Here is a 7625-nt window from a genome sequence, read left to right on the forward strand (position 1 = left end):
TCACCCGCGAATTGCCCAGAACTCCATCGAGAGTCCCGGGAACTCGCCGGCCAGATGAAACGCGAGCCCGCCGGAGCGCGCAAGCTGCTTCCACAGCTCGCCGCCCTTGTCGATCTCGAAGTACGCATGGCCCGCGTGATACGGAATCTGCCGCGGCGCGACCGGCAACTGGTGCACGCCGATCCCCGGCAGCTGAAGCTGCACGAGATCGCGGATCCGTTCGACCGGCCCGAGCTTCGCCTGTGCGGGAAAACGCGTGCGCAGGCTGTCTGCGGGGATGTCCGCGCGCACCGCGAGCACGAAGCCGGCCGTGTCGCGCAGCGCCGGATCGGCGAGCGTCGCGACCTTCATCCCGTTGCCCGCGTCGCGCAGCTCGATCTGGATCGCGTTCTGCTCGAGCACGGTCGACAGCGACCGGCGCAGCTCGGCCATCAGCTCGCCGAAGCTCGCGCGCAGGTCGTCGTGCCGATACACGGCGAGCGCCTGCGGCCGCCGGCCCGCCGCCGTGAACGTGCTCAGGTCGCACGCGAGCTTCAGCCAGTCGCGGAACAGCGCCTCCGGATGCGTCGCGACGTGCTGCTGCGCATGCCAGGTGAGCGCCAGATAGCGGTTGACGAGCTGCAGCAGCAGGAAGTCCGCGACCTCCGACACGCCGCCGCGCCCCGGCTCCGACAGCCGGGCGGCCAGCGCGTCGCTGCGCTGCGTGAGGAGCCCATGCAGCTCGCGCGTGAAGCGCAGCAGCACGGGATCGTGCTGCGCGACGAGCCGCGGCGGCACGTAGCTGTCGTCGACGAGCAGCCGTCCGTCGGTGCGGCGCTCGATGATCCGCACGACGCCGAGCGCATGCCAGTCGCCCGTCAGTTCGGCTTCGAGCATCAGCCGCACGTTCAGGCGCCCGGTCTGCAGCAGCGCGGGGCCGAGCGCGACCGCGTTCGCGTCGGCGATCTCGTATTCGCGCACCACGTAGCGCGCGACGTCCACGTCGCCCGCATCGCCAAACGACACGTCCTCCGCGCCGCTGCGCCAGTGCGGCAACGCGAGCACGACGAGCAGGTCCTTCGCGTCGGCCGGCACGTCGAGCGGCTCGGGCAGGTCGTCCGGATGCGACAGCTCAAACGGCGTGCCGTCGCGCATCACGCCCGACGCTTCGCGCAACGCGACCTGGCCGAGCGCAAGCCGCTCGCGATCGATCTCCAGCGCGTCGAAGCCCCAGTAGAAGCCTTGCAGCGGCAGGCAGCGCATGCCGACGTAGCGCTCCCAATGGCGCTCGAGCTGCTGGAAATGCTGAGGCCGCAGGAACATCCCTTCGGTCCACACTACGCGCTGGCGCAGCGCGGTAGCGGGCGTTGCCGACAACGACGGTTCGTTCATGGCCGGCCCCGCGTATCGCCGTCGATCCCGAGACCGCCGTTGCGGACAGCGATCGACACTTTCAGTTCGCCCGGCGACATCTGCCAGAACTTGTAGAGATTGAGCTGCTTCGCGCGCGGCAGCGGTACGGTCACGCGCCAGCGGTTCTTCTCCAGCACTCGGTATTCGGCGACGATGCCGAGCGCGCCCGCTTCGACATTGCCCGGATAGTGCAGCGTACGCGCATCGCCGGGCCGCAGGATGATGCGGTCGACGCCGAGCAGGTCTGCGCCGAGCACGTTCTCCGGCTTGTCCTGCAACGAGAAGAAATCGGCGCTCTCGAACGGCGACGCCGTCTTGAGCTGAAACACCTTCAGCACGATCGGCGACGGCTTCTGATTGCGGTCGGGGTTCACGTCGGACGCGACGGCGACCGTGATCGCATACGGCACCGCGACGGTCTTTTCCGTCGCCCCGCACCCCGGGAACAGCAGCACGCATCCCAATACGATGAATCCACCGGACCGCCGTCGCATATTCCGTCCTCGCAACGCAACAAGAATCCACCGGTTTCCCGATAACGGAATCCGGATCGATCTTTTAAAATGGCAATTTCCCGATCGGTAATTATGTAATTTCCCCATCCTTTCTACGCGATTTCATTCGGAAATTTGTTCATGCAAAAAGCCGGGTCAAATCACCAAATATTTTCAAAGGTCAAATATTGGGAAGCGACGGATTATTCAGCCAATCTCGACCAATTCAATGATTCGTTAACGTATGGGTTCGCACCGGCCACCGCCGGAATAAACGGCCCGCTTTTACGCACAGGGATGAACGCTGCCAAAAAACTGACGAAACCCAAAAGCACACCGAACTATAGTTACGATTTTCGGGATTCTCAAGGCGCACGCGAAATGCGAGAAGGCGCTCTACCCGAATTATTGTTTCAAGATGAAACAAAACGTAACAGCGAATCCTCGCCCGATTATTGGCACTAGAATCCAACAGCATTGCGCGGTGACATTCCAATCAACCGGATCATCCATTTCAACAATGAAAGGCCGTTCGGCGCTCGTTCTTTTGCTCGGCGTCTTGTTGCTGGGGATTGGCGGCTGCAGCACGCCGTCGCCGGCCGAGTCGGCTGCGCATGCAACCGTCGACAGTGCGCGCGCCGCGTACGACGCAGGCGACTACGGACGCACGATCGCGATCCTCGGCCACGCGCACGAAATCGACGGCGCCGACGTCGACACGCAGATCACCGCGCACAAGCTCCTCGCGTTCAGCTATTGCGTGACGAACCGCGTCACGCTGTGCCGGGCCGAGTTCTCGAAGATTCTCGACCTCAATCCGCGCTTCGACCTGTCCGCCGCCGAGCGGGGGCATCCAATCTGGGGGCCCGCGTTCGAGGCCGCGCGTCGCAAACATGCGGCGTCGTCCTGAGCGAACCGGTTTCCGTGCGAACGCTTCTTCCATCGGGCGACGTATGACATGCAACTGATCGTGATCGAACACGCCGGCGAACCGGTCGACGGCGACCCATGCGACGCCGTCGTGTTTCACCCGCCGGGCGGCACCATCGGCCGGGCCAGCGACAACCATCTCGTGCTGCGCGACGACACCCGGCAGATCTCGCGCCTGCAGGCGCTGCTGCAGGTGAGCGACGACGCATGCCTGCTGAGGAACCTGAGCAGCGTCTCGACGATCGAGGTGAACCGCGTGCCGATCGGCTATGCGCAGGAGCGGCCGCTGAATTCCGGCGACATCATCCGGATCGGCCCGTATGTGCTGCGCGCGGAGCGCGACGGTGAAGCGGCGCTCGAGCGGACTGTCGACGTCGCCGCCGCCACCATTCCGCCGCGGACCGACGCGACTGGCACCGGCAACCGGCTCTGGGGGCGGCTGCACGACCATTTCGGCCGCAGCAAGACCACGTTCGAGACCGGGTCGCTCGCAAGCAGGCGGGCCGACGAACGGCCCGCTGAACGGCTCCCTGAACGGCCGCGCGGCACGCCGCAGGACCACCCCGACGCGCCCGCTGCCGCACGGAGCGACCTGAATCAGCTGTCGACCGACCCGCTCGACCTGTTCATGCAGCCGGCCGGCCCCGTCGATTCACCGCGCGGCACGGCCGGACCTGCGCCGTCCGCCACACAGGCGGATCACGCACCCGAATGGACGCAGCACGTGCGCGTGCAACCGGCGGCGGCGCCCGCCGGCACGCCGCCGGACGTGAACGATGCAGCGCCGTCCGCTGCACCGTCCGCACCACGTGCGGCCGAGCCTGCGACGCCCGACGCGCTGCTGCGTGCGTTTTTCGAAGGCGCGGGGATCGACGCGGCCGCGGAGCCGCATCGCTGGTCGGCCGAGCAGCTGTACATCGCCGGCCAGCTGCTCGCGCTGTTCGCGAACGGCACGGTGGAGCTGCTGTCGTCGCGCAGCATCCTGAAGCGCGAGGTGAAAGCCCACATGACGATGCTGCTCGACCGCGAGAACAATCCGCTGAAGATGCTGCCGGACGGCGGTGCGGTGCTGCGGCAGATGTTCGGGCTGCCGCTGCCCGGCTTCATGTCGCCGCAAAGCGCGGTACACGATGCGTTCCAGGATCTGCACGCGCACCAGATCGGTATGGTCGCCGGCATGCGCGCGGCATTGATGGACCTGCTGACGCGCTTTTCTCCGCAGCGCCTGCGCGAGCGGGACACCGCGCCGCATTGGTACGAGAAGCACCTGCCGGTGCTATACAAGGCGCGGATGTGGGATCGCTACGCGGCGACGCACCGCGACACCGTGTTCGCGATCGAGGACGATTTCGCGTCGGTGTTCGGCAAGGCGTTTCTCGCGGCGTACGACGCGGAAGTGGAGAACTATCGCGGCAGCGGCCGGCATTGAGCGGGCCGCGCGTCACGCAACTCCAGCAGCAGATACTCCCCGTCGTCTGAGCTGCCGGCGCCGATCTCGGCAAAGCGGCACGCGCGATAGAACGCGAGCGCCGCCTCGTTGGCACGCAGGCACTTGAGCCGATAGCGTGTCGCCGGCCAGCCCGGCAGCGCGTGCAGCAGCGCCCGGCCGATGCCACGCCGAATTCGCGACCGGTCCACATACAGGTGATGGATGAAATGGTCCGGCTCCCAGACCGAGACGAAGCCGGCGAGCCGCCCATCGACATCCTCGGCGACCAGCAGCCGTTCGCCGTCCGTCTGCGCGTCGAAATCCGCGAGCTGGAACGCGTCGTCCGTCAGCCAGACGAAGGTCTCGCGCCGCGACCGCAGGAACAGCTCGCGCAACGCCGGCACATCCCCGGGCACGGCGTCACGGACGATCATCGTCATCGCAGCCTTCCGGCGCACGTTGTTCGTCCGCATTGTTCGTCTGGACACGCAGCGTGTGGCTGCTCGTGTTTGACCGCCGCGTTGAAAACGGCTTTATGCTGGGTGGCAGCCGCCATGTTTTCCTTGTTTGAATGATCGACAACGTCTGTTTCGGATATCGAAACATTCGACCGCTGAGAAAAAATTGCGCAGCCGAGCGACGCGAGCTCGCGAAGCCAATCTGTTTCGATCAAGGCCCGCGCACTCTACCATAGCCATCTCGAATCAATTACATTTCCATTTCGAGAAAAACCAGCCGTGCAACCCAACCCTCCCCACTGGAGACAGGCTTGAACACGTTGTCCGCCTCGACGCACCCGCTGGATGCAGCCAGCGGCCGAAACACCATCGTGCTCGTCGTGTTCACCGCATTGACCAATCTCGCGGACGGTGTGACCAAGGTCGCGCTGCCGCTGATGGCAACCGCGCTGACCCAGTCTCCAATCCAGATATCCGGCGTATCGCTGACGCTCACGCTGCCGTGGCTGCTCGTCGCGCTGCACGTCGGCGTGCTGGTCGATCGCGCGGACCGCCGCGTGCTGCTGTGGATCGCCAACAGCGCGAGGCTTGCCGCGATCGCGACGCTGATCCTGCTGTCGCTCTCGCACAGCATCACGCTGCCCGTCCTGTACATCGGCGGTCTCACGCTCGGCATCGCCGAAGTGATCGCACTGACGTCGGCCGCCGCGCTGATTCCGGACGCCGTCGCGCCCGCCGTGCGCGAACGCGCGAATGCGTGGGTCGCTGGCGCGGAGACTGTCTGCAACGAGTTCTGCGGGCCGCTGGCGGGCGGCCTGCTCGTCGCCGCCGGGACGGCGCTCGCGCTCGGCACCGTGGCCGGCACGTACCTGATCGGTCTGTTCGTCCTGTTCTTACTGGCCGGCCGCTTCCGCGTCGCCCGTGCGTCGGACGGACCGCGCGATCCGGTGCACGCACAGATCGTCGAAGGGCTGCACTGCCTGTGGCATGAGCCGATCCTGCGCCTGATGGCGATTACGCTGACGGTGCTGTGCGCATGCTGGGGCGCCTGGCTCGCGCTGATGCCGCTCTTCGCGACGAAAGCGATGGGTCTCGATGCGCGCGGCTACGGCATTGCGGTGGGCGCGCTCGGGATCGGCGGCTTCGTCGGCGCGTTGAGCGTCACCACGCTGAACCGCTGGTTCGGGCGGCGCACGGTCATGTTCGTCGACCTGCTCGGCACGCTCGCGATGATGGCGGCGCCGGCCGCGACCGACAATCTGTGGGCCGTGGCCGCGGGTGCGTTCGCGGGCGGCCTCGGCGGCACGCTGTGGACCGTCAATGCGCGCACGCTCAGCCAGCTCCTCGTGCCCGCTGCCCTGCTCGGCCGCTACAACGCCGCCGCGCGCCTGTTCAGTTGGGGGGCGATGCCGGTCGGCGCGGGACTCGGCGGCGTGCTCGCCGAGTTCGTCGGAATGCGTGCCACGTTCGCGGGATTCGCTGCGGTCACCCTGCTGTTGATCGTGCCGTTCTTGCGCATCGTGACACCGGCGGCATTGAATGCCGCAGCGAACGAACCGCGCTAACGGCACATCGGGCACATCGCGCAATCGGACACATGCTGTCCGTGCGTGGAAGAAGTTCGGCCGGGATTCGCTAAAAATCCGCCACATCTCGGCCTAAGCTGCTGATTTGAATGCGAAATCGATGGTCGGATCGAGTGGTGGAACGGGGCGTTGCAGATCCAGCAGATAGTCCCCGAGCCGATTGATATGCTCCCGCCGGTACGGTGACAGCACCTTGAGTACCTCGGCGTCGACCGGATGCCCCTTCTGCTGCAGCTCTTTCAGTTTGGGGTGCCTTCAGGATTCGGAGCATTTCGTACGCCGACAGTCCGGAAACCTTGCGGCGGCCTGTTTACGCGTCAATCGTGGGTAGGCGTGTCCGACCCGCACTACGGCGCGCTGACGGCGGGCCGTCAGTACACGGCGTACTACACGCTGGTATCGCCGTACACGCCGAACAACTGGCTGACCGGCTACTTCGGCGCACACCCTGGCGACATCGACGCGCTCGACGTCGACTACCGCGCCAACAATTCGCTCGTCTACATATCGCCGGAGTTATACGGGTTCACGGTTGGAGGTTCGTACTCGCTCGGTGGCGTGCCGGACAGCCTGAACGCCGGCTCGACCTGGAGTGGGGGCATCCGGTATGTCCATGGTCCCTACGGCATCGCAGTGGGCTTTCAGCGTGTGAGTTACTCGACGCCGGGCGGCGGTGCGTGGGGCGCGGAATCCACACTATCGAACGGCGGAGCGCAGACGGCCGTGTCAGCGATCAACAATGGGTATAAGACGGCGCAAGCGCAGCAGCGCGTGGCTGTGACCGGGGGCTACCTCTCCGATAAGTGGGACATCACGGCAACGTACTCGAACGTGCAGTACATCCCGGGTGCTGGCTCGACGTTCCGCAACACGGCGACGTTCAACACGGCAGGTGCCGTGTTGCGATGGAGGCCTGTGGGCCAGTGGACCCTCGCGGGTGGCTACAGCTACACGCGCGCGACCCGGTCGAACGGCATCACGAGCGCAGCGCAGTACCACCAGTTCACGCTGTCGCAGTTCTACTCCCTGTCGAAGCGCACGGGTCTCTACGCAGTCGAGGCTTACTAGTACAACATCCCGTAAATAGATTGAATAAATAACTGCCTCGGTTATCATGTCTGGATGAGCCGAGGCCGACATGCAACGCCAGTGAAGCTGGCGAATAAAGAACGACAGGAACTGCGATCGCTGATCGAGCGGAAGACGGCTACGCAGCGAGACGTGATGCGGGCGCGGATCGCGTTGTGGGCCCACGAGGGTCACTCCAATACGGTGATTGCGCGGGAGCTGGGTGTCTCGGTGCAAACGGTCTGCCTGTGGCGCAAGCGCATTGCCC

Annotated in this window: 8 protein-coding genes and 2 pseudogenes; 6 read left to right on the forward strand and 4 right to left on the reverse strand. The window is 65.5% G+C overall.

The genetic code is table 11. The features are described from left to right. Together tssK and tssJ are read right to left on the reverse strand one after the other, a co-directional pair. On the reverse strand, positions 1–1371 hold the full coding sequence (gene tssK, locus DID96_RS01820) for a type VI secretion system baseplate subunit TssK (RefSeq protein ID WP_124597553.1): 1371 nt from the start codon (positions 1369–1371) through the stop codon (positions 1–3). Further along, positions 1368–1886, reverse strand: a complete 519-nt coding sequence (gene tssJ / locus DID96_RS01825; protein WP_124597554.1) for a type VI secretion system lipoprotein TssJ — start codon at positions 1884–1886, stop codon at positions 1368–1370. The genes tssK and tssJ overlap by 4 nt, the downstream gene beginning before the upstream one ends. A 141-nt stretch (positions 1887–2027) precedes the next feature. On the opposite strand from tssJ, the gene DID96_RS01830 reads away from it, so the two are divergent. Genes DID96_RS01830 through tagH form a run of 3 tightly spaced genes read left to right on the forward strand, consistent with a single transcriptional unit; the run spans position 2028 to position 4245 of the window. Further along, positions 2028–2351, forward strand: coding sequence for a hypothetical protein (locus DID96_RS01830; protein ID WP_124597555.1), 324 nt, complete (start codon positions 2028–2030; stop codon positions 2349–2351). 55 nt (positions 2352–2406) lie between these two features. After that, complete coding sequence (locus DID96_RS01835; protein ID WP_124597556.1) at positions 2407–2796, forward strand: TssQ family T6SS-associated lipoprotein; 390 nt, start codon at positions 2407–2409, stop codon at positions 2794–2796. A 48-nt stretch (positions 2797–2844) separates the two neighbouring features. Beyond that, positions 2845–4245 (forward strand): type VI secretion system-associated FHA domain protein TagH, encoded by a 1401-nt coding sequence (gene tagH / locus DID96_RS01840; protein WP_124597557.1) that lies wholly within the window; start codon positions 2845–2847, stop codon positions 4243–4245. Here tagH and DID96_RS01845 read toward each other — a convergent pair. Beyond that, positions 4221–4685, reverse strand: a complete 465-nt coding sequence (locus DID96_RS01845; protein ID WP_124597558.1) for a GNAT family N-acetyltransferase — start codon at positions 4683–4685, stop codon at positions 4221–4223. The two genes, tagH and DID96_RS01845, sit on opposite strands and share 25 nt — an antisense overlap. Before the next feature lie 389 nt (positions 4686–5074). Between DID96_RS01845 and DID96_RS01850 the strand changes: the two genes are divergently transcribed. Next, the gene (locus DID96_RS01850) at positions 5075–6268 is read left to right on the forward strand and encodes an MFS transporter (RefSeq protein ID WP_124597583.1); all 1194 of its coding nucleotides are present in this window, start codon (positions 5075–5077) and stop codon (positions 6266–6268) included. 93 nt (positions 6269–6361) lie between these two features. Here the strand turns inward: DID96_RS01850 and DID96_RS01855 are convergent. After that, positions 6362–6535: pseudogene (locus tag DID96_RS01855) on the reverse strand (Tn3 family transposase); the annotation flags it as partial. 54 nt (positions 6536–6589) lie between these two features. Between DID96_RS01855 and DID96_RS01860 the strand changes: the two are divergent. Both DID96_RS01860 and DID96_RS01865 read left to right on the forward strand, forming a co-directional pair. Continuing rightward, a pseudogene (locus tag DID96_RS01860) lies at positions 6590–7354 on the forward strand (porin); the annotation flags it as partial. 84 nt (positions 7355–7438) lie between these two features. Continuing rightward, positions 7439–7625 (forward strand): helix-turn-helix domain-containing protein (locus DID96_RS01865; protein ID WP_260463770.1); only part of this gene is annotated, 187 nt, incomplete at its 3' end.

Source organism: Burkholderia sp. Bp8963 (assembly GCF_003854275.1).
Taxonomy (GTDB): domain Bacteria; phylum Pseudomonadota; class Gammaproteobacteria; order Burkholderiales; family Burkholderiaceae; genus Burkholderia.

Excerpts from the sequence above, each read along its gene's own strand:
- tssK (WP_124597553.1), bottom strand. The coding sequence starts at position 1,371 with ATGAACGAACCGTCGTTGTCGGCAACGCCCGCTACCGCGCTGCGCCAG.
- tssJ (WP_124597554.1), bottom strand. The coding sequence starts at position 1,886 with ATGCGACGGCGGTCCGGTGGATTCATCGTATTGGGATGCGTGCTGCTG.
- DID96_RS01830 (WP_124597555.1), top strand. The coding sequence starts at position 2,028 with ATGCAAAAAGCCGGGTCAAATCACCAAATATTTTCAAAGGTCAAATAT.
- DID96_RS01835 (WP_124597556.1), top strand. The coding sequence starts at position 2,407 with ATGAAAGGCCGTTCGGCGCTCGTTCTTTTGCTCGGCGTCTTGTTGCTG.
- tagH (WP_124597557.1), top strand. The coding sequence starts at position 2,845 with ATGCAACTGATCGTGATCGAACACGCCGGCGAACCGGTCGACGGCGAC.
- DID96_RS01845 (WP_124597558.1), bottom strand. The coding sequence starts at position 4,685 with ATGACGATGATCGTCCGTGACGCCGTGCCCGGGGATGTGCCGGCGTTG.